Origin of the sequence: Streptomyces flaveolus, from assembly GCF_014648815.1 — a bacterium.
Taxonomy (GTDB): Bacteria; Actinomycetota; Actinomycetes; order Streptomycetales; family Streptomycetaceae; genus Streptomyces; species Streptomyces flaveolus.
This window is the reverse complement of record NZ_BMRV01000013.1, coordinates 78,522-98,426: the sequence shown is the minus strand read 5'-3', so window position 1 is coordinate 98,426 and position 19,905 is coordinate 78,522. Positions and strand designations below refer to the sequence as shown.

21 protein-coding genes and 3 pseudogenes are annotated in these 19,905 nt (G+C 68.6%); 17 read left to right on the top strand and 7 right to left on the bottom strand.

Translation table 11 applies throughout. The annotated features are described in order from the left end of the window. Window position 1 precedes the first annotated feature (1 nt). The 7 genes from IEZ05_RS27070 to IEZ05_RS27040 all read left to right on the top strand — a co-directional run bounded on the left by IEZ05_RS27070 (window position 2) and on the right by IEZ05_RS27040 (window position 6,629). A complete protein-coding gene (locus IEZ05_RS27070) occupies window positions 2–775 on the top strand; it encodes an ABC transporter ATP-binding protein (protein ID WP_189232867.1) in 774 nt (257 codons plus the stop codon). Window positions 776–789: 14 nt separating this feature from the next. After that, on the top strand, window positions 790–1,800 hold the full coding sequence (locus IEZ05_RS27065) for an ABC transporter substrate-binding protein (protein WP_189232866.1): 1,011 nt from the start codon (window positions 790–792) through the stop codon (window positions 1,798–1,800). Between the two features lie 103 nt (window positions 1,801–1,903). Further along, window positions 1,904–2,656, top strand: a complete 753-nt coding sequence (locus IEZ05_RS27060) for a class I SAM-dependent methyltransferase (RefSeq protein ID WP_189232865.1) — start codon at window positions 1,904–1,906, stop codon at window positions 2,654–2,656. Beyond that, window positions 2,653–3,462: a Rossmann-like domain-containing protein gene (locus IEZ05_RS27055; RefSeq protein WP_189232864.1), complete on the top strand. Its 810-nt coding sequence runs from the start codon at window positions 2,653–2,655 to the stop codon at window positions 3,460–3,462. Before IEZ05_RS27060 ends, IEZ05_RS27055 begins: the two co-directional genes overlap by 4 nt. Next, window positions 3,459–4,463, top strand: a complete 1,005-nt coding sequence (locus IEZ05_RS27050; RefSeq protein WP_189232863.1) for a GHMP family kinase ATP-binding protein — start codon at window positions 3,459–3,461, stop codon at window positions 4,461–4,463. Before IEZ05_RS27055 ends, IEZ05_RS27050 begins: the two co-directional genes overlap by 4 nt. After that, window positions 4,421–5,434 carry a pyridoxal-phosphate dependent enzyme gene (locus IEZ05_RS27045; RefSeq protein ID WP_189232862.1) on the top strand — a complete coding sequence of 338 codons (1,014 nt, stop codon included), beginning with the start codon at window positions 4,421–4,423 and terminating at the stop codon, window positions 5,432–5,434. The genes IEZ05_RS27050 and IEZ05_RS27045 overlap by 43 nt, the downstream gene beginning before the upstream one ends. A 253-nt stretch (window positions 5,435–5,687) precedes the next feature. Continuing rightward, complete coding sequence (locus IEZ05_RS27040) at window positions 5,688–6,629, top strand: ADP-ribosylglycohydrolase family protein (RefSeq protein WP_189232861.1); 942 nt, start codon at window positions 5,688–5,690, stop codon at window positions 6,627–6,629. Window positions 6,630–6,700: 71 nt separating this feature from the next. Here the strand turns inward: IEZ05_RS27040 and IEZ05_RS27035 are convergent, their stop codons facing one another. Further along, a complete protein-coding gene (locus IEZ05_RS27035; protein ID WP_189232860.1) occupies window positions 6,701–6,985 on the bottom strand; it encodes a hypothetical protein in 285 nt (94 codons plus the stop codon). 459 nt (window positions 6,986–7,444) lie between these two features. Between IEZ05_RS27035 and IEZ05_RS27030 the strand changes: the two genes are divergently transcribed. The 5 genes from IEZ05_RS27030 (at window position 7,445) to IEZ05_RS27010 (ending at window position 11,310) form a co-directional block, all read left to right on the top strand. Continuing rightward, window positions 7,445–7,936, top strand: a complete 492-nt coding sequence (locus IEZ05_RS27030) for a GNAT family N-acetyltransferase (protein WP_189232859.1) — start codon at window positions 7,445–7,447, stop codon at window positions 7,934–7,936. Between the two features lie 236 nt (window positions 7,937–8,172). Then, window positions 8,173–8,913 (top strand): MerR family transcriptional regulator, encoded by a 741-nt coding sequence (locus IEZ05_RS27025; protein ID WP_189232858.1) that lies wholly within the window; start codon window positions 8,173–8,175, stop codon window positions 8,911–8,913. After that, on the top strand, window positions 8,910–9,749 hold the full coding sequence (locus IEZ05_RS27020) for a hypothetical protein (RefSeq protein WP_189232857.1): 840 nt from the start codon (window positions 8,910–8,912) through the stop codon (window positions 9,747–9,749). Before IEZ05_RS27025 ends, IEZ05_RS27020 begins: the two co-directional genes overlap by 4 nt. 289 nt (window positions 9,750–10,038) lie before the next feature. Further along, entirely contained in the window at window positions 10,039–10,506 is a 468-nt protein-coding gene (locus IEZ05_RS27015) for a hypothetical protein (protein ID WP_189232856.1), read from the top strand. A gap of 303 nt (window positions 10,507–10,809) precedes the next feature. Then, window positions 10,810–11,310: a PASTA domain-containing protein gene (locus IEZ05_RS27010; RefSeq protein ID WP_189232855.1), complete on the top strand. Its 501-nt coding sequence runs from the start codon at window positions 10,810–10,812 to the stop codon at window positions 11,308–11,310. Between the two features lie 340 nt (window positions 11,311–11,650). On the opposite strand, the gene IEZ05_RS27005 is transcribed toward IEZ05_RS27010, so the two are convergent. Next, entirely contained in the window at window positions 11,651–11,809 is a 159-nt protein-coding gene (locus tag IEZ05_RS27005; RefSeq protein ID WP_189233021.1) for a hypothetical protein, read from the bottom strand. Window positions 11,810–12,945: 1,136 nt separating this feature from the next. On the opposite strand from IEZ05_RS27005, the gene IEZ05_RS26995 reads away from it, so the two are divergent. Next, window positions 12,946–13,242 carry a hypothetical protein gene (locus tag IEZ05_RS26995; protein WP_189232854.1) on the top strand — a complete coding sequence of 99 codons (297 nt, stop codon included), beginning with the start codon at window positions 12,946–12,948 and terminating at the stop codon, window positions 13,240–13,242. Between the two features lie 333 nt (window positions 13,243–13,575). Then, window positions 13,576–13,914: a DUF6199 family natural product biosynthesis protein gene (locus tag IEZ05_RS36540; RefSeq protein WP_229869878.1), complete on the top strand. Its 339-nt coding sequence runs from the start codon at window positions 13,576–13,578 to the stop codon at window positions 13,912–13,914. 62 nt (window positions 13,915–13,976) lie between these two features. Here IEZ05_RS36540 and IEZ05_RS37235 read toward each other — a convergent pair. After that, a pseudogene (locus IEZ05_RS37235) lies at window positions 13,977–14,230 on the bottom strand (IS701 family transposase); the annotation flags it as partial. Between the two features lie 111 nt (window positions 14,231–14,341). Between IEZ05_RS37235 and IEZ05_RS26980 the strand changes: the two are divergent. Continuing rightward, the gene (locus tag IEZ05_RS26980) at window positions 14,342–14,746 is read left to right on the top strand and encodes a type II toxin-antitoxin system PemK/MazF family toxin (RefSeq protein ID WP_189232853.1); all 405 of its coding nucleotides are present in this window, start codon (window positions 14,342–14,344) and stop codon (window positions 14,744–14,746) included. A gap of 167 nt (window positions 14,747–14,913) precedes the next feature. On the opposite strand, the pseudogene IEZ05_RS37230 reads toward IEZ05_RS26980, so the two are convergent. Together IEZ05_RS37230 and IEZ05_RS26970 are read right to left on the bottom strand one after the other, a co-directional pair. Next, window positions 14,914–15,237 (bottom strand): annotated as a pseudogene (locus IEZ05_RS37230) (hypothetical protein); the annotation flags it as partial. 112 nt (window positions 15,238–15,349) lie between these two features. After that, a complete protein-coding gene (locus IEZ05_RS26970) occupies window positions 15,350–16,138 on the bottom strand; it encodes a potassium channel family protein (protein WP_189232852.1) in 789 nt (262 codons plus the stop codon). A gap of 386 nt (window positions 16,139–16,524) precedes the next feature. Between IEZ05_RS26970 and IEZ05_RS26965 the strand changes: the two genes are divergently transcribed. Further along, on the top strand, window positions 16,525–16,974 hold the full coding sequence (locus IEZ05_RS26965; protein ID WP_189232851.1) for a hypothetical protein: 450 nt from the start codon (window positions 16,525–16,527) through the stop codon (window positions 16,972–16,974). A gap of 132 nt (window positions 16,975–17,106) precedes the next feature. Then, a pseudogene (locus IEZ05_RS37225) lies at window positions 17,107–17,255 on the top strand (IS110 family transposase); the annotation flags it as partial. A gap of 416 nt (window positions 17,256–17,671) precedes the next feature. Here IEZ05_RS37225 and IEZ05_RS26960 read toward each other — a convergent pair. Then, the gene (locus tag IEZ05_RS26960; protein WP_189232850.1) at window positions 17,672–18,790 is read right to left on the bottom strand and encodes a fatty acid desaturase family protein; all 1,119 of its coding nucleotides are present in this window, start codon (window positions 18,788–18,790) and stop codon (window positions 17,672–17,674) included. Window positions 18,791–18,797: 7 nt separating this feature from the next. After that, on the bottom strand, window positions 18,798–19,853 hold the full coding sequence (locus IEZ05_RS26955; protein ID WP_189232849.1) for a ferredoxin reductase: 1,056 nt from the start codon (window positions 19,851–19,853) through the stop codon (window positions 18,798–18,800). Window positions 19,854–19,905 lie beyond the last annotated feature (52 nt).

Here is a 19,905-nt window from a genome sequence, read left to right as displayed (position 1 = left end):
CATGGACCTGAAACTCGATGGACTCTCCGTGGCGATGGACGGGAAGAGCCTCGTGCGCGACCTGTCCCTGGAGGTGCCGGCCGCTCGGGTGGTGGGACTCGTGGGGCCCAACGGAAGCGGCAAGTCCACCGCGCTGCGGTGCGTCTACCGGGCACTGCGTCCCAGCTCCGGAACCGTCTGGGTAGGTGAGCAGGACCTGACCCGGCTCCCGATGCGCCACAGCGCACGAACCATCGCGGCCATGACCCAGGACGGCGGCGTCGACTTCGATTTCACGGTCGAGGAGGTCGTCGCGCTCGGACGCGCTCCCCATCTGCGCGGCAACCAGGCGCTCAGTGGCCGGGAACGCGAACTGTGCGGGTGGGCGATGAACCAGCTCGACATCGGACACCTCGCGCACCGGGGCGTTCTGACGCTTTCGGGCGGCGAGCGCCAGCGCGTCCTGCTGGCCCGCGCACTCGTGCAGGAACCGGAGATCCTCGTCCTGGACGAGCCGACCAATCACCTGGACGTCCGCCACCAGGTCGACCTGCTCTCACTGCTGCGTGCCTCCGGGCTCACTGTCCTGGTCGTCCTGCACGACCTCAACCTCGCCGCTGCGGCCTGCGACCGGCTCGGCGTGCTCTCCCAAGGCCGCCTGGTCGCCTCCGGTGCGCCTGCCGACGTGCTGACGACGGACCTCGTTGCCGATGTCTTCGGCGTCAAGGCCAGCGTCGTCCCGCACCCGCTGACGGGTGATCCCCAGCTCCTGTATTCGCTCGACTCCACCCGCTGAAAGGCTGCTCACGCATGCGTACAACCCGATACTTCACGATGGTCCGCCGGCCTGCCGCTCTCGGCTCCGCCCTGGCGGCGGCCCTGGCGCTCAGCGGATGTGGTGCCGAGGTCGAATCGGACGCCAAGGATTCCGGCACCGTCACCGTCAAGCGGTGCGGTGAACCGGTGGAGTACAAGGTGCCCGAGCGGGCCGTCGCCTACGAAGGCGGCAGCGCGGACAAGCTGTTCGCCCTCGGTCTGACCGAGCACGTGCACGGCTATGTGATGCCGCCCGCGAACCCGCCGGTGAGTGAGTCCCCGTGGGCTTCCGAGTACGCGAAGGTGAAGATGCTCAGCGACGACCTCCTGAACAAGGAGGTCGTGGTCGAGGCCAAGTCCGACTTCGTGGTGGCCGGCTGGAACTCCGGCTTCAAGGACGAGCGGGGCATCACGCCCGAGATCCTGGACAAGCTCGGCATCCAGAGCTTCATGCACACCGAGAGCTGCTTCAACTACCCCGGTTACCCCGAGAAGTTGAGCCCCTTCCAGGCTCTCTACACCGACCTCGAACGGCTCGGCAAGATCTTCCGGGTCGACGAGAAGGCCACGGAAGTCGTTGACGGGTTGAAGAAGCGCGTGGAGGAGGTCGAGGCCAAGACCCCGAAGGGCGATCCGGTTCCTGTCTTCCTCTATGACTCCGGCACCGACCAGCCGTTCACCGCGGGCAACCAGGTGCCGCCCAACGACATCATCAAGACGGCGGGCGGCAGGAACGTGTTCGACGGCCTCGACGAGCGCTGGACCCAGGTCAACTGGGAATCCGTGGCCGAGAGCGAGCCCGAAGTCATCGTGATCCTCGACTACGGCGACCTGCCCGCCGAGAAGAAGATCGACTTCCTGAAGAAGTCCCCGCACACCAGGGAACTCCCGGCCGTGAAGAAGGACAACTTCTTCGTCCTCGACTACAACGAGGGTATCAGCGGGCCCCGCAACATCGACGGCCTGGAGAAGTTCGCCACCTACCTGCGCGAACTCAAGGACTGAGTCACCGCGCGCCACGGTCTGCCGGGCAGGCGTGAACGTCCCGCCGGCGGACCGCACTTCGACGTGGGCGCATCGCCCCGTCGTATGACGAGGAAAGGACCCCATGGACCACCACTCGATCGGCCAGGCTCTTCTGGAGCAGTTGCCTCCACCACTGCCCGCCGACCGTATCGTCGCCCTCAACCAGCCCAAGGCGGACCTGCACACCACTCGTTCCTACGAGTGGAACGGCTGGACGTTCGACGTCCCGCCCGGCGTCTTCATACCCGGCTGGACCAGCCGCCTGATCCACGAGCGGCTGCTCGACGGCCGTATCGAGACCCGCGGCCTCCGGTACGCCGCCATGGGCGTGGGCCTGGGCGTGGAGACCGTGGCGGCCGGCATCCGCGGCGCTCGGGAGATTCACGCACTCGACGTCCACCCGGAGAGCGTGGCCGCCACCACCGGCCACTACCGGCGCCTGGTCGGCGAGCGCCCGGACACCACGTTCCTGCCTGCGGTGAGCGACGTCTTCGACGCTCTCCCGGAGGATGCTCGGCTGGACGTCGTCACCTTCAACCCGCCCGCCGTCAGCCAGACCGTCAGTGACGACCCTGACGTCGTACGCAACGTCTGCGTGGGCGCGCCGCTGCTGGCGAAGTTCTTCGCCCAGATCGTGGAGAAGGACCTGCTGGCCCCCGGCGGCGAGGTCTACGTCATCGCCTCCAACACCGCGGATCTGCGAGCCCTGGTCCAGCACGCCCTGGACCACGGGCTCAGCCCTCGGATCGACCATCTCCACGACTGGCAGGACGGCGTGCTGACCTTCCTTTTCCGCATCACCCACGAAACGCCCCGCATCGGAGGACAGCGATGAAGCACACCGAGGAACTCCTGGCCGCCGTCCTCGCGGGCGAGCACGGCCCGCGCCCCGCCGACCTCGTGGCCACCAGCGTCTTCTGGGTGCACCACGGCACCCGGCTGGCCGGCGGGAACACCACGTACCTCAACCAGTATGTCCTCGTCCGCCTGGGCGATTCCTTCGGTGGCTGCGCCTTCGAGGCCGGCGAGGTCGACGCGTCCATATGCCGCGATCGCTCCGGTGCCCCGCTCGACACATTGTTGCGTGAGGCACCGCGCCCTGTGGTCATCGCCGCGCTCGACGCGTACCTCGCCGCGGCCCGCCCGCACCGGGAGACGGCCGAGGCGGAGGCGGTGACCCTGCCCGCGGGGACACCCGAGACACGGGCGCTGGCCCGGGACGCGGCCATCGCCGGGCTCCTCGACATCGAGGCCGGGGCGAAGGTCGGGCTGATCGGAGTGGTCAACCCGCTCGTCGCGGCCATCCGCGAGCGCGGTGGTGATCCCCTGCTCTGCGACTTCAACCTGCGCACCACCCAGTGGGGCGACCCGGTCACCGACGACATGCACGAGGTCCTCGACACCGCCGACGCGGTCGTGGCCACCGGCATGACCCTGAGCAACGGCAGCTTCGACACCGTCCTGGCCCGCTGTCGAGAGCGCGGCGTGCCTCTGGTGGTCTACGCCCAGACCGGCAGTGCCGTGGCGCGCGCCTTCCTCGGCCAGGGTGTGACCGCGCTGTCGGCGGAGCCCTTCCCCTTCTCCCAGTTCAGCGCCGAGCCCACCACCCTGTACCGCTACCGGGTGGCGGCCGGCGCATGACGGCCGCCACCCGCCCGCCCGAGGCGGCTGCCCGTGGTACGGAGGGCACCGGACACGCCGCCTGCCACCACGGCGAGATCCTGCAAGGCGTCTTTCCCGACGAGCGGCGTCGCCCGGTTCACGCACTGGTCACGCTGGCGATGCACGGACCGGGCAGCACCGCACGGTTCACGCAGCGGCCCGGCAGCTTGCCGGACGAGGTGACGGTGACGCCCGCCGGCCGGACCAAGGCGCGGGCGGCGGCCGTCCTCGCGGTACGGGAGTGCGCCGCACGCCGCGACGCGGACCCCTGCGGCGGGGACCTGACACTCACCGGGGACCTCCCCGTCGGGCTCGGCATGGGCTCCTCCACCAGCGACGTCATCGCCACTGTGCGGGCGGTCGCCGATGCCTGGGGCGTGCTGCTGCCGCCGGAGACGATCGCCCGGATCGCGGTGCGCGCCGAAGGAGCCAGCGACCCCCTGATGCACGGCTCACGCCCACTGCTCTTCGCGCAGCGCGAGGGCCGTGTCCTCGAGGTCCTGGGCTCCGCACTGCCGCCCGCCGTGGTGGTCGGGTGCACGCTCGCCGGAGGCGCACCGGTCGACACCCTCGCCCTCCCCGTCCTCCACCACGACGACGACCTCGCCGCCTACGCACACCTGCGCCGCATGCTCCGCCGCGCGGTGACCACCGTCGACAGCGCCCTGCTCGGCCGGGTCAGTACCGCCAGCGCCCGCCTGCGCCAACGCGTCCTGCGCCATCACGAGTTCCCCGCCCTCACCGCCATCGCCGACAGCACCGGAGCAGTCGGCGTGCAGATCGCCCACAGCGGCAACGTCGCCGGCATCCTCTTCGACCCCCGTACCCCCGGCCTGCACAACAGACTGCGCCGCTGCACCCGCGACCTGGAGCGCGAGGGCATCGGACCGACCCGGACCTTCACCACCTTCGCGTCACCCACCAGCGAGGAGTTCCCGTGGACGAACACATCTCGGAAGCCATCGGCCGCCCGGACCTGATACGCCTCGACGACGGCCTCCTCTGCCTTCGCTTCGAGACCATGAAGGTGATCTCCGCCCTCGCCGCCGTACGCCATCTGCTCGACACCGGAGCCGTACGACGCGGCGACACGCTCATCGACAGTTCCAGCGGCATCTACGCCTACGCCCTCGCTTTGGCCTGCCACCGCTACGGCATGCGCTGCCACATCGTCGGCTCCACCACTGTCGACCACACTCTGCGCATCCAGCTCGACATACTCGGCGCCCGCCTGGAGCAGATGCCGCCCAGCAGCAGCCTCAAGCTCGACCAGAACCGCCGCGTCGCCCGAGTCCGAGAGATCCTGCGCGAACACCCGGACTACCACTGGATGCGCCAGTACCACGACGACATCCACTACCTTGGCTACGAAGCCGTCGCCGAACAGATACACGACCGGACCGGTGGCGCCTCCCTCACCTTCGTCGGCGGAGTCGGCTCCGGGGCCTCCACCGGCGCCCTCACCCACTACCTCAGGAAACGCTCCGTCGACGTACGACTCGTGGGCGTCCAGCCCTACGGGAGCGTCACCTTCGGCAGCGAACACGTCGCCGACCCGGAGATCATCATCGCCGGGATCGGCAGCTCCATCCCCTTCGGCAACGTCCGCCACGACCTCTACGACACCCTGCACTGGCTCGCCTTCGACGCCGCCCTCGCCGGCAGCGTCGACCTGCTGCGCCGGCACGCCGTCTTCGCGGGCCTGTCCACCGGAGCCGCCTACCTCGCCGCCCAGTGGGAACGCCGCGAAGAGCCCAGCCGTACAACGCTGTTCATCGCCGCGGACACCGGGCACCGCTACGTCGACACCGTCTTCGCCCGGCACCGGGAGACCCCCCGGATCGAGGACCTCGCCCCCCGGTCTGTACGCCGCACGGACGAACTGAGCCTCCCCTGGTCACGTATGAGCTGGGACGGGTCGCCGGCACCCGCGGGAGCGATCCTCGGATAGCCGCCACAGGGACAGGCCGCGCGAAGGCGGGCGATCCTCGCCCCGCCTCCGCGTTCCTCGTAGGGCCCGACGGCTCGGCGACGGCACGGACCGTCGGGGCGTCCAGCCCCGAGGACAGACCGCGGCCGAGCCCAGCCCGCCTTCGGGAGTTGGATCCGGACGGGAATCCGTCTCGGTTGTCGGTGCCGAGCAGGAACGTGCGGATCGCAGCCGCACACGGGGGCGTACGGTGCGGCCCGGATAGCCTGCGCGGATGAAGCGAACTCAGCGGGCCGCCGGCGCGGTCGTCGGCGCAGCGGTGGGCGACGCCCTGGGCGGCCCCTTCGAGTTCGGCCCCGAGGGAGCGTTCTCCGCACGGTTTCCCGTGCCTGGTGCCGGTGGGGAGATGTGCGGAGGCGGTGGCTGGGACCCGGGTGAGGCCACGGACGACACGCAGATGGCCATTCTGGTGGCGGAGTCGCTGCTGGAGCGGGGCGGACTGGATCTGCCGGACATCTTCGCCCGCTTCCAGCGGTGGGCAGCAGCGGAACCGAAGGACATCGGCCTGCAGACCGAGGACGTCCTGACCAACGGCATGCCCTGGGACCTCGCCGCCGCGATCCATTTCCAGGTCAACCAGCGAGCAGCGGGGAACGGCTCGTTGATGCGGGCCTCGACGTCCGCGGTCTACTTCGCGCGCGCCGGCCAGGAAGTCACCATGGACGCGGCCCGCCGTATCGCGGCCCTCACCCACGGCGACCGCGCGGCCTGGGAAGGCACTGCGGTCTTCCACGAACTCATCCGCCTCATACTCGAGGACACCGACCCGCTCACCGCGCTCCCGGACACCCTCGCCGCAATCCACCCCGATCACCGCGGCCGCTACGCCACCGTCCTCGCGCCCGACTGGCACCCCGACCAGGCGACCGAGTTCAACGGCGCCGTCTGGCCCTGCCTGGGCTCCGCCGTCTGGGCCCTGCGCACCACTGCCGGCTTCGAAGAGGCGATACGCGCGGCGATCGACCTCGGCGGTGACACCGACACCGTCGCCGCGGTGACGGGCGGCCTCGCAGGGGCCTGCTACGGGCTGGACGCCATCCCCCCGCACTGGACCCAGCCGCTCCACGTTCCCCTCCCTGGATTCGATGGACGGGTGCTGCACCTGACAGACCTGCTCCACCTCGCACACCGCCTCGAAGAGACGCCGGCGGCCTGATCCACGAGGACGACAGGCCGGCATGATCCGTGATGCCATGGGATCCTTCCGCGCCGCCGCCGGCCTGCTGCTCAGGGTGGAGTCTTACCGAGGAGGATGGCGCTCGGCGGGTACCGGTGGTGATCCGCGCCAAGCCAGAACTGCAGGCACAGCGGCGCGACCGACAGTCCGACCAGCTCCCGGATCCGCTCGGGAGGCCACCTCACCTGTTCCCCCACGACGTCCAGAAGCATCCCGCACCCCAGCGTGGGATGTTCGAGGGACATCCCGGACTCGGCCAGGAGGTCAGTGACCGAGCGGAACTCGGACTCATCCATCCGGCCCTCGCGGTACCAGGACAGGCAGGTCTTGATCACCGTCAGCGCTCCTCGTCGTCATTGCCCGACACAAGCATCCGACATTCAGAGCCGCTCGGGTCCTGGACCCGCCTGCCCGTGGCACTGACACCGGCCCTCTGGCACGGACGTTGCGCGGGCCGGGGGCCCGAAGCGATCGGCGAGGTGTTGAGAGAGCGTTCATGCCGGGCCACCGACATCGTGCCCGCGGTTCGCGGCCTCAGATGCGTCGCCGGTTCGACGAATCTCCCTCGTCGTTGTGTGTGGGGGAGTGGTCAAAGGCTCGACGGCAGGTCGGCGAGGCGATCCGGTGGGCGCCTGCAGACGCATTTCCGCAGGGGGCACCACCCGCCCTATGGCGGCCCCTGCCCCCGAGGCTAGTACTTCAGCCGTAGACCGTTATGTGCCCTGGTCTTGGGATTGTCTGCCGCTGGCGGAAACTCAGATGATCTGAGCCCACCATCCGGTTAGGGTCGGGCGGTGCCCAAGCTGAAGCGGTTGCATGCTAGCCATGCCCCGGCGGTCCTGGCCTTCGAGCTGGAGAACCGCGCCTACTTCGCTGCCTCGGTCCCCGACCGCGGCGACGACTTCTTCGACAAGTTCACCGACCGGTACGGCGCCCTGCTGGCCGAGCAGGAGGCCGGCATCTGCGCCTTCTACCTGCTCGTTGCCGAGGACGGCTCGGTTCTGGGCCGGTTCAACCTGTACGACCTCGAGAACGGCACTGCTGAGCTCGGTTACCGGGTCGCGCAGCACGTCGCCGGACGCGGCGTGGCGACCGAGACCGTCCGGGAGCTGTGCCGGCTGGCGGTGGCGCGGCACGGGCTGCGCACCCTGCGGGCGGGCACCTCCCGCGAGAATGTCGCGTCCCAGAGGGTGCTGATCAAGGCTGGGTTTGTCCTGGTTGACCCGGCCGACCTCGGTGGTGCCTCAGGCCCCTGGTATCAGCGCGACTTGGTACCCCAGCGGTAGACCGTGATCGTGCTGGTGGGCCGGCTGCGGAGCGGTACCTCATCCAGTTCTTGCCGGTGCCTCGCCGCGGCACCGGCCGGATCCTTCCATCGCCGCGCCCGGGCTGGGAACGTGGCCCCGGACGGCATCGGGGGACACGGACTGCAAACTCCCGGGAAGCAGCCCTGCTTGAGTCGTTCTAGGCCCACTGATACGGGCCTTGACCTTGACGCAACGGCAGGGTTTCTACTGAGGGCATGCGCATTGGAGAGATCGCCGTGCTGGTCGGGCTCACCACCCGGGCAATCCGGCACTACCACCACATCGGACTGCTCCCGGAACCGGAGCGGCGCCCCAACGGTTACCGGACGTACAGCATTCGCGACGCCGTCCTGCTCGCCAGAGTGCGCCGGCTCACCGAACTCGGCCTCAGCCTCGATGAAGTGCGCGACGCTCTCGCCGACGATGACGGACGCGAACTGGCCGAGGTACTGAAGGACCTCGACGCCGACCTGGCCCGCCAGGAAGCCGACATCCGGGAACGCCGCCGCCGCCTCGGCGCCCTGCTCGCCGAGCCGCCCGGCGCGACAGGACCAGTCTCTCCCGGCCTTGCCGCCCTGCTGGCTCAGGCCCCCCGGACAGACTCGCCGACCGCGGCGAAGGATCGCGAGTACCTCACGCTGGTGGACGGCATGGTGGACGGCTCCGGTAACCAGGAGATGTTCGCGCTGCTCGGAACGATGGTCACCGATCCTGCGGTCGTCGAACTGTATGAGCGTCTCGACGCGCTCGCCGAAGCGCCTGCCGACGATCCGCGGATCGCACCCCTGGCAGCTGACCTGATGGCAGCCGTCCCCGACGAGCTGTTCGCCGAGATCCCCGCGGACGGGGCGGTCCTGACCGGGTTCAAGGAGGCGCTGCTCGCGGAGTACGCCCCCGCGCAGGCGGAAGTAGTGAGCCGACTCATGGACGCGTTCATGGAAAGGGGCCGGGGATGAGTGGCGGGATCCGGGGCGTACGGGCGGCCCGGGCCGCGATGGCGGCCGTGCTGCCGGGGGAACTGGCTCTGGTGGTCTGCCTGATGGCCGGGGTCCGGCTGCCAGGGTGGGTGCTGGCAGGCGCCGAGGCGCTGGTGCTCGCGGTGCTGTTGATGGAGGCTCGCGTGCTGCGCTCGCTGTACATCGCCGCGCGCGCCCGCGGCGCGGACCGCCGGGCGGCGCTGCGGGCCGCTGTACAAGAGACGGTGCCGGTGACGATCCGCCGCCTGGTCCTCCACGAACTGCGCGCCCTCGCATCCCTGGGGCGGTGGGTCCGGCGCGGCACGCACGGGGTGCGTCCCGGGGATCTCGCCGCCGCGTATACCGGACCCCAGACCGCGATGATGTACGGGCTGCTCTTCGTGGTGGTCATCGAAACGGTGGGATTGGCCTTCCTCATCCCCTGGCCGGTCGTCCACCGGGTGGTCCTGGTACTCGACCTGTACGGCGTCGTCCTCGTACTGGCCCTGCACGCCGCCTGTGTCACTCGGCCGCACGTCGTGCATGCCGACGGCTCTCTGCGGATCCGCTACGGGGCCCTCTTCGACCTCGTCGTACCGGCGGACGCGGTCGCCTCGGTCCAGGTCGACCGGCGCTACCCCGAAGGCAGCCTGATCACCCTCTCCGAAGACGGGGTCCTCGACCTGATCGTGGGCAGCCAGACCTCCGTGACCCTGAGGCTGAACCGGCCACTGCCCTTCACCCGCCCGCTCGGCGCAACGGAGAAGGCCCACACCATCCGCTTCCACGCCGACGACCCGCGCGCACTGGTCACCGCACTCCGCCAGACCACCTGACCACGCAGACTCGGTTCGACCACAAAGTCGCGCATCTAACGCGCACGGGCTCGTCGACCGCGGTCGGGGGCTGGACCTGGACCCAGGGGAGGGACGCGGCGGGTCACATGTACAGGGTGCCGAGGCTGGGGGTTTGGGCGATGACCATCGCCTCTTCGTTCGATTGGTCACCGTGGTGCGGTCACAGTTGGGTCATTCGTGTAGAAAGCATGAATACTCTGTGGTTAGCCTGTGCCGTCTGACTCTCCGTGCGCGATGTGGCTGCCGGTCAGGGCTTGAGGAGACTCGGGTGGAAAACAGGTCGCCGCTTCCGTCGAACGTCCCTCCACGGCCGTCCAGCGCTCCGACGACGGCCAACTCGAAAGGGGAGCCGTACGGCTGGCGGGACGAGTACGAGGCCGACCCGGAGTATCAGCGCATCCTGGCGGCGATGGAAAGCCCTTGGTGGAAGCGGCCTTTGGTCCTGTGGGGTGGAATGGTCGCCGTTGCCGTGGGTTCGTTCTTCCTGGGTGGCATCGTCCTTGGCGCTGATGAGAAACCGGCCCCTTCCTCCCCCAGTCCATGGGTGCAGGACCAGGCGGGTAACCAGCAGCAGAACGGCCAACCGGCCGAGATCTCCGCCGCGCAGAAGAGTCAGACCCTGAGCAGTTACTGCAACCAACAAGCAGGCGGCCCGTACAACGTGTCCGAAGCTGATTACCTGGACTGCCTGCACAACAACTACGTGACGGATCAGGGGCAGGTCATGCCGAGGTAGCTGATCAGGTGGCGGTCACCAAGACGCGCTCGGCCCACCGGCCGACCGTGGCGGAGACCGACCGGGGAGGTCCCACGACGACAGCGACGCCTACGACTGCGGCGACACCCGAACCCCACGTCCGGCAGTTCTTACTACGAGAACCGCACCGTCGCCCGAGCCTGGGGGACCGCGTCTGTCGAAGGCCAGCCCGGCTACGGCGCGCACCTCGACCACGACACCGACGGCTCCAGCTGTGACTGGGGCTGAGCCCTGCACCGCCGCCTCATTCTTCCTTCCCCCCAACACATTTGAGGGACCATCATGAACAGCCTGTATGTCCCGCCGCAGGACAAGAAGCCCGCGAAGAAGCCCCTGTACAAGCGCACGGGGTTCTGGATCGGTGTCGCCGTGGTCGCCGTGATCGGCGCCGCCGCGAACGCGGGCCAGGACGACACCAGCACGGACGCGAAGCCGCAGCCCGCCGTCACCGTCACTGAGACGGCCACCCCGGCCGCGCCTGTGAAGGAGTCAGTCGCCCCGCTCACCGAGCCCACCCCGACGGCGGAGAAGCCGGCCGAGGACGCATCGGAGGTCAAGAGGGAAGTGGAACCAGTGCCTGACGTCGTCGGCATGAACCACGCTGAGGCGATGCGTCAGTTGCACAGCAAGGGCTTCCTGGTCAACGAGGAGTCGATCAGTCCCGGCAGCACCTTCATCATCAACAACAGCAACTGGAAGGTGTGCCGCCAGGACCCACAGCCCGGCGCCACGGACGTGCTGCGCGTCGCGATCTACTCGGTGAAACTCGCCGAGTCCTGCTGACCCTAGACCCAAGGTGGCGCCCACCCCGATGAGCGCCCCACTCCCGCGGGGTGGCTCCACCGACCTGGGCACGAGTTTGGACGCCTCTAGTCGTCCCCGCGCCCGCGGGGGTTCCGTCGTCTCGTCGGGGGCATCTTGCAGTCCGGGCCCACGCGGTCCTGCGCGACGTGTCCCCGCACCCGCACCCGCGGGAGTAGCTCCATGCTGCGGTGGGAGCCCGCGCGCCCGGCCCGCCGTCCCGCGCCCCTGCCGGCCTCCGGGCCGCGCTTCCACCACCCCCGCCCATCCGTCGCCCGTCGTCCCTCCTGTCCCGCGCCTGTCACATCTCCAAGAGTGCGGCTTACTGAGGGTCGGCCTCGGGCGCCAGGACGGCCCTGAGATGCCGGATGCCACGCCGCCACTGGGGGCCACTAGGTGTCTCGTCCCACAGTTCGGCGATCTCGGAGTTCTCGGCTACCTGCTGCTTGGCGTCGGGGTCGTCCAGCGTGCTGCGGGACATGCCGCGCGGCTTGCAGCATGTCGCCGGTGATGACCGGGGGCCGGCCGCCGTGCTTGCCCTTTCGGCCGCGATGTCGAGCCCTTCGAGCGTGGACTCGCGGATATTCTCCCGCTCGTTCTCCGCCATCGCGGCGAAGAACGCGAACAGCAGCTTCCCGGGGCCGGTGGGTCAGTAGATGCCGGGCAGGGACCCGGCGAGCATCTCCAGGACCAAGCCGTGGGCGGTGAGGGCGGTGAGCTCGGTGGCGTCGCGGCCGAGCCGCTTCATCTCGTAGACCGTGAAGATGGCTCGGTCAGGGCCTGTCGCAGGGAAAAAATGAAACACAACGTCTCGCGAATCAGACCCGAAGCCACGGGTACTTCGCATAGAAATCCCAACACTTCGAGCTACTTCCGGAGAGTCATGACGCAGGAGACTGAGAAGGGCAACCGGTTCTGCAAGGCATGCGGTACGCCGGCTGAGGACGGAAAGTTGTGCAGCCACTGCGGCGCGGTGTTGGACCTCCCTGACGAGGACGGGCTGGTTGAGGACCAGGGCGCCGCGGTGCGGCGCGACTTCGAGGCTCGTGCCCACCTCCCAGAAGACTGAGCGCAGCCCGGCAAGGGAATGAGTCAAAGCCGCGCGCCCGCCCTGTGCCGTCTTCGCTGCGCCCCCACCGCGCAGCAAAAGACCTGACAGCGGGTAGACGGGGAGGTATGAATGGCACACGAGCCCGGCGGGGTGAGCAGAGCAAGCAGGAGACCCGTGCCCGGGGAACCATGCGGATCTGGCGCTGGGCCAGGTGGGCGGCGCTCGTTCTCACGGTCAGCTGGGCGGTGAACTGGGTCAGCTGTCTCATCCGGGGCGAGCAGGGATGGAATCTGTGGTGGCCGCTGGCCAGTACCGTGATGTGGACAGGCATGACCGCCTATGGCTTTGTGACCTTCTCCCGGATGAGGACCGCGGCTTCGCCGACCGTGACCGGCCGCCGACCCACCTGAACGCCCCCTGCCCGGCACCACGAGCACCGAACAGGGACGCTGACCGTGCGGAAGCCGAGAGGGACGGCGAGAAGGCGGCCAAGTGGTCGGCCGGCCCCCTCCACAAAAATTCCCTGCGACCCGATGGCCGGCGTGCCTCGGGGTACACGGTGCCGCATGGCACCGAAGACCGAACGCATCCAGTTCCTGCGGGCCGTGCGGCAACTGCGCCGTATCCGCTCCTTCTACGCTGCGGCCATCCTGCTGTGGACGGGCTCAGCCCTCTGGACCGGCTGGCAGGCGCCCGGGAGCCGGCAGATGTGGGTGTCCGTCCTCCTCCTGGCCGTCTTCACTGCTCTCCTCGTCACAGCGAGCCTGTCCCTGCGACGCCTCGCAGTTCCGGCAACAGGCCGGCCCGTGCATCACGCTGCCCCGCACAAACGGTCAAGCACCCACCGCCACGCCCACGCCTGAGCTGCCAACCCGTCCGCCGGAGTTGCCCAGGCCCCGGCCGCGCCAGCATCACGATGTATGAGGCGTTCGTCGGGAGGCAGGGGGAAGGCGCCCCCGATAAGGGAGGCGCTGCAATGGTGCAACGCTCTGATTCCTTCACTCCACCGGAATGAACTAAGTCAGGTAACCCGTGGGGACCGTTGGGCATGTCTGTTGATACCCAATCGGAGCGCACGGCGTCGGCAACGCAAGCAATTAAAGATCTCGCCTCTCCTCACCATCGGCCGCCCGGTGGCGCCGGACGGTTCGGGAGTGCAGCAGAGGGTCCGGGGCTGGCCACGTCGGGGTGCCCTCGTGAGTGGAAGTCTCGCAAGCCCGGGCAGGCATGTCTGTTTCCTGGTTCAAGGCCTGGGCAACCGAATCATCATGATTCACGGTGCGGTAATGAAGGCTGCCTCGGACAGTGATGGCGGCAGTCCGGTATTCGTCCTGGTCCTGTGCTTCTTCCTGATCATGGGAGTTGTTCAAGTCGTACGCCCTCAGTTGCTGTGGAAGGCCAACAGCCGCCTCCAGCGAGGCTGGGTGAAAGACCCCGACGCTACCGAGCCCACGAGCAAGGGCTACGCCATGAACCGGGTAGTCGGCGTGATCTTCTTAGGGCTCGTCACATGGATGCTGGTCCAGCAGATGTGAGCCATCGAATCCCTACTGCTCCAGCGTAGTTCGTGATCTTCATGCCAGAGTGGCTTGTCGACCAGGTAGAGGGCGACCTGGGCATTTTCGATCCTGCCCGCGGTACCGGTGTACCGGCGCTGGACGCCGACCGTGTCGGTGCCCTTCTTCACGTCCCCGCTCTGTTCTTGCGTGGCAGGTCCGACAGCAGTCCGCGCACCAACGTCCGGACCCTGAACCGGGGTTCGACCCGTGTGAACCTTCCCGCTATCCGGCTCACCAGGCCCTCGAACGCCTCCTGCCCGCGGGCAGGGTCTACGCTGTGACCTGCGGCCACCACCTGATCGTTTGTCTTCACACATCGATGATCAACGGGTGACCGCACCCGTCGCCACAGCGCGTCGGGTTCGCGTAGCGTCCGCCCGCCGTTCCTGTGTCAGGAGGACATATGCAACGTGGCGAAGTCTGGTGGGTGGAGTTCGACGAGCGGCGGCCGGTCGTGCTGCTGTCGGGAAACGACGCGTCCGGGATCCGGGTGATGCAGGTCGTCGCACGGGCGGGTGTCGACATCACCGGTCTGGCCGTCGAAGTGGCAGTAGGCGCCGTGGAAGGACTGCCCTTCGAAGGCGTGCTGCGGTTCGCGTTGCCGCGTCCGGGCTTTACCCCCTGTACGTGGCTGACCACCGTGTCCCGGGACGACCTGATCGAGCGAGCGGGCCTTCTGTCCTCCGCGAAACTCAACGAGATTGAGAACGCCCTCCGTCTCGGTGAGCAGGCGAAGGAGTGGTCCCCGGCGACGACCGCGAAGCTCAGCGAGATGAGGAACGCCCTCCGTCTTGGTGGACTCGGATAGGCGGAGAAGAAGCGGACGCCCGCGACGGCGTTGTCGGTCTCGTCCAGATGATCGACGCTGCCAGTTGCCCGCGTTGCCCGGAGTGCGTCATGCCAGTACCTGATGGCCAGGGCGTCGTGGCTGGGAGTGCCGGGTTCTGCGGTGAGGAGCATGAGGCGTTGACCGGAGCCGTCGGCGCCGACCCCGGTGTCGCGGTCGAGGGTGAGATCGCCGTCGACGGGGTGGTGATAGCGCTTGGCGCCTACGTGGCGCTGCTGACCCGGCGTCCGCAGGGTGCACGGCAGTGGTGTAACGCCGGCACGGTGGCCGTCGGTGGACGGTGATGCGGTCCCAGTGATGACCTTTGCCGGCGCAGCCGCGCAACCGGGGCGGCCTGGCAGAAGATCGCCGAGATCGGACGGCCACCCCGGAGCGCCTTCAGTAGGCCGTCGCAGCCCCCGGCGCCGCTGCCCGGCCGAACGGGAACGTTCTGCTGGCCGTTCGGGTCGCATCGGCGCCGCACAACAGACCGTCGGAAGAACCTGACCCCGGTCAGCGGCTTGTGCCGGGCTTCAGCAGGGCGAGCCCCCACGACACGCACCGCGTCCGCCCGATCCCATACGCTCAGTCGCGGGCCGGGGCCGGAGCCGGGGGGTTCTTTCGTTCGGACGGTGCCCCCTGCTGGTCCCGCAGCATGACCACCTCCGCCCGAAGCGCCCGTACCTCCTCCGTCAGGCTTTCGATGGCCGCCGTCTGCCGCCGCTCCTCCGCGTCGTCCATTTCGAAGCGGGAGATGAACCAGGCCGCGATGTTCGCGGTGACCACACCGAGCAGCGCGATCCCGGACAGCATCAGCCCTACTGCCAGCAGCCGGCCGAGACCAGTCGTCGGCGCCATGTCGCCGTACCCGACCGTGGTCATCGTCGTGAACGCCCACCAGACCGCGTCGCCCAGCGTCTGGATCGACGCGCCCTGCTTGCCGCGCTCGACCTCCAGCACCGCAAGTGCCCCGAACACCAGCAGCCCCAGGCACGACCCGGCTACATACGTCGTCACCCTGACCTGCGAGGCCAACCGTGCCCGCTGCCCCGCGAGCAGCAGCATGGACACCAGCTTCAGCAGCCTGAGTGGCTGCAGCAGCGGCAGCAGCACCGCGAGCAGGGCCAGCGGGTGACTTCGCACGAACCGCAGCCGGTCCTCGCTCAGCCACAGCCGTACGGCGTAGTCGACTGCGAAGGCCGCCCACACCACCCAGTTCGCGGCGTGGCAGGCGGACAGCACCGTCGGAGGGGTGTCGGGTTTGACCACCGGCAGGGCGTAGGCGACGGCGAAGAGCACCGCCAACGCCAGCAGCGGGCCCTGGGTGCGCTGCTCCCAGCGGGCAGCAGTACTCGTGTCGGACATGCGGGCCATGGTAGAAAGCGCGCACGGCGACACGTCACCCGCATCACCGCGGACCACGCCGCGGCCCTTCGGCGCCACCACGGGGTCAGGGCTGAGCGAGGTCGCCGGGGGTGGGGGAGGGGCCCAGTCGAGGGCGAGGCCTGAAGAGCAGTGGGGCGCGGTCGTTGGCGAAGTCGTAGGTCGTCATCGCGCTCGGGGTGAAGTTCGCGAATCTGCCTTGGAAGAGGTCCGGCCCGAGTCGGGAACTTAGTTGTTCGGCGGCAACGCCACCTCAGGCAGCGAGCCCTCACCGAAGCACGCCAGGCGACACGGAACACGTCGGCCGGCGGAGAGGGTGCGGCCAACATTGCCGCCTGCACCCTCACCCATGAGCGGAGCGGTGGGAAGATGATTCGATGGGGATGATCGAAAGCGACAGCGAGGCCGTCCAGTACGTGCGGTTCCAATCGCCTCACCGCAACAGCCGAGGCCACTTCACCGGCGTCTTCGGGCTCGTCAACAATCTGGCGCGGGAGGGGAGGCTCTCGGACGAACAGGAGTCCTTCCGCCGCAGCAACAACAGATGGTACGACGCCGCGTACACCGACCCATCGACCGTTGACCCCGCCATCTACGACGATGAGATCAACCCTGGCGCCGCGGCGTGGTTCAAGCCATCAGCAGCGCATCTTCTCGATCGGGTGGCTGGTTACCTGGAGATTCTGGCCGCTCACGGCATCGATTGCCTGGCCGTGCGTTCCGCAGACCCAGGGCGTGTGATCTACGAGGACGACGTACAAGTCGTGGTCGTGCCCCACGCGTCGCGCGCCACTACAGGCGCGCACCCTGCGAGCATCCAGGGATGACATTCCGCGTGCTGCCTGATTGCCGGTCAGGTAACGCGCCCCTTCTGCGCGGATTCGCGCGGGTCCGCGACTGGGAGACCGCTTCGGCGCCCGCGTCGTCACTGCTGGAACTGTTCGAGTACGGCGAGCGCCGAGAACCCGGCCCCGGTCGTGATCGAGACCTCCCACGGCCTGCTGGTGGCTGTGCTGCGGGCGGCAAGCGCAAGGTGTTCGCGAGTAACCCGATGGCTGCCGCCCCCTACCGCGACCGGCACAGCGTCTCCCGCAAGCAGTCCCGGCCTCCACGGAGAGCAAGGTCCGACTCCTGTCCCACTTGGCTCACCCGCCACTCGCCCGTCCCACTTGACGTCATGCGCACACCTCGACAGCAGCGCAGGGCCGGACACAGGGGTGGCGAGCTCCGGTTACGGCAGTCCACGTCACAGCCCATGCCATCCACTCGGTCCGCCCGTCGGCACACCGAGTGCGCGTACATACCTGACTGCCGGCCCGACCCTGGCGGGTCGGCGCACTGCAACACCTCATCGGGGCTGTGTGCTGGGCTCCTGGCGTACGTCCGGGCAGCGCAGCCGGACACCGGGCTGCCCGGATCCCGTGTCGTACGGTCTGCCGTCGCGGCCGCCCGCCGTCCGCGACGGATCTCACCGAACCCGGCGGTGCAGCCGCTACCACCGAAAGGTGGAGCCATTACTGGGAATCAGGCCGCGACGAGCTCCTGCTCGCGGTCCGGCGTATTGACCTTGGGCTTCTTGTTCGGCAGCGAGAGTCGGAAGACCTTGCGCCACGCGGAGAACACCTGCTTGGGCAGCGGCCCGGTGACGTACTCCAGCTCGTACTTCTCGAACAGCGCGCGCACCTTCACCGCGACCTCGGCGTACCGGTTGCTCGGCAGGTCCGGGAACAGGTGGTGCTCGATCTGGTGCGACAGGTTGCCGGTCATGAAGTGCATGGCCTTGCTGCCGCTGATGTTCGCCGAGCCCATCATCTGGCGTAGGTACCACTGGCCGCGCGTCTCGCCCTTGATCGACCGGCGTTCGAAGACCTGTACGCCCTCGGGGAAGTGCCCGCACATGATCACCGAGTGGGACCAGATGTTACGGACCAGGTTCGCGGTGAACGTGGCGGCGAGCGTGGGGAGGAACGACGGCCCCGACAGCAGCGGGTGGATCACGTAGTCCTTGAGTACCTGCTTGCGGATCTTGCGGCCCACCGCCTTGGCCTGCGCGCGGAACTCCGGGTTCTTGCGGCGGCGCTTGTGCAGGTTCTTGCCGAGCTCCAGGTCGTACGCGGCGATGCCGTACTCGAAGAAGCAGGCGTTGATGAAGTTCCACAGCGGCTGGCCGAGGTGGAAGGGGTGCCACTTCTGGTCCTCGTCGACGCGCATGATGCCGTAGCCGAGGTCGTTGTCCTTGCCGATCACGTTGGTGTACGTGTGGTGCAGCTCGTTGTGCGAGTGCTTCCACTGGTCGGCCGGCGAGACGTGGTCCCACTCCCAGGTCGTGGAGTGGATCTTCGGATCCCGCATCCAGTCCCACTGGCCGTGCAGGATGTTGTGGCCGATCTCCATGTTGTCCATGATCTTCGCCACGGACAGACCGGCGGTGCCGATCAGCCACGCGGGCGGGAAGATCGAGAACAGCAGCACGCCCCTGCTGACCAGCTCGAGCTTGCGTTGCGCCGAGATGACCTTGCGGATGTACGCGGCGTCCTTCTCACCTCGGCCGGCGATCACCTCGTCGCGGATCGCGTCGAGTTCGCGGCCGAGCTCCTCGATCTGCTGCGCGGTCAGGTGGGCGGTGGGGTCAATGGCGGTCAAAGTGCTCCTACCGTTCGATGTCACAGGGGCCCGCCGCGGCGGACACGCAGGTCTGGATGAGGACGCCCGGCTCGGCCTCGGTGATCTCGCCGGTGCGCAGGTCGCGGACGGCGCCCGCCTTGAGCGGGGTGACGCAGCCGAAGCAGATGCCCATGCGGCACCCCGACGGCATGAGCACGCCTGCCTCCTCGCCGACGTCCAGCAACGGCGTGGCGCCGTCCGTGTCGACGGTCTTGCCGGTGGTGCTGAAGGTGACCTCGCCGCCGTCGCCGGTGACGACGATGCTGGGGCGGAAGCGTTCGGTGTGCAGGCGCTCCGGTATGCCGTGTTCGCTCCAGTGCTTCTCGGCGGCGTCGAGCAGGCCCGCGGGCCCGCAGGCCCAGGTCTCGCGCTCGGTCCAGTCGGGCACGAGTTCGTCGAGACGGGCGATGTCGAGCATGCCGTCCGTGGCGGTGTGCACCTCGGAGAGCCGTAGCTTCTTGTCCGCGACCAGGGCGAGCAGTTCGTTGCGGAAGATCACGTCTTGCGGCTGTGGCGCGCAGTGGACCATGACGACGTCGTCGAGCACAGTGTCGCGCAGCATGCCCATCACGGGCGTGATTCCGCTGCCGGCCGTCAGGTAGAGCACCTTGGCGGGCTTGGCCTGCGGCAGTACGAAGTCACCGGTCGCCTGGTCGAGCTGGATCAACGTGCCCGGTTTCGCCCTGCGGACCAAGTGGTTGCTGACCTTGCCGTCCGGGATCGCCTTCACGGTGATCGTGACGCGGCCGTCCTGGCCGTTTGCCGGCGAGGTGATGGAGTAGGCACGCCACAGGCGCACCCCGTCGACGTCGACCCCGATCCGCACGTACTGACCGGCTGTGTGGCCGCGCCAGCCCCGTCCCGGTCTGATCACGATGGTCGCGGCGTCACCCGTCTCGGGGTGCACGGCCTCGATGCGCCCGCGCAGGTCGGCGCCCGCACGCAGCGGGCTGACCAGGTCGAGGTAGTCCGACGGCAGGAGTGGCGTCGTGATCATCTCCAGCAGTTTCCACGCCCTGCTGCGGAGGGCTGTACTCGTCATGATTTCAGCTTGCTGTGCCTCAAGGCGTAAAGTCCTGACCGCAGGACGTGAA